Here is a 553-nt window from a genome sequence, read left to right as displayed (position 1 = left end):
ATGGTAGCAGCAGGAATTTTTCTTGTAGCTCGATTGTTTCCTCTTTTTAAAGCTCTACCTTTAATAATGTATCTTATCTCTTGGATAGGTGGAATAACAGCTCTATTGGGAGCTACTATGGCTCTCGCTCAAAAAGATCTTAAAAAAGGCTTGGCTTATTCTACTATGTCTCAATTAGGTTACATGATGTTAGCTCTAGGGATAGATTCCTATCGAATCGCTCTGTTCCATTTGATTACACATGCTTATTCCAAGGCATTATTGTTCCTAGGATCCGGATCAGTCATCCATTCCATGGAACCCATTGTTGGGTATTGCCCCAGTAAAAGTCAGAATATGGCTCTTATGGGTGGTTTGAGGAAATATATGCCAATTACGGGAATCACTTTTCTTTTAGGAACACTTTCTCTTTCTGGTATTCCACCTTTTGCTTGTTTTTGGTCTAAAGACCAAATTCTTAGTGATAGTAAGTTATATTCTCCCATTTTTGGGGGAATAACTTGGTTCACAGCAGGATTAACTGCCTTTTACATGTTTCGTATGTATTTACTTA

The 553-nt window shown here is 37.6% G+C and carries 1 protein-coding gene; it reads left to right on the top strand.

Going from position 1 to position 553, the window contains the following annotated elements:
* The coding region (locus tag IE038_RS25750; protein ID WP_268244600.1) for a proton-conducting transporter transmembrane domain-containing protein at positions 1-553 on the top strand (553 nt) is incomplete at both ends.

The sequence above is a fragment of the Pseudomonas laurentiana genome, assembly GCF_014648275.1.
GTDB lineage: Bacteria > Pseudomonadota > Gammaproteobacteria > Pseudomonadales > Pseudomonadaceae > Aquipseudomonas > Aquipseudomonas laurentiana.
Note: the sequence above shows the minus strand (reverse complement) of the source record. Positions and strands in the feature narration are given on the sequence as shown.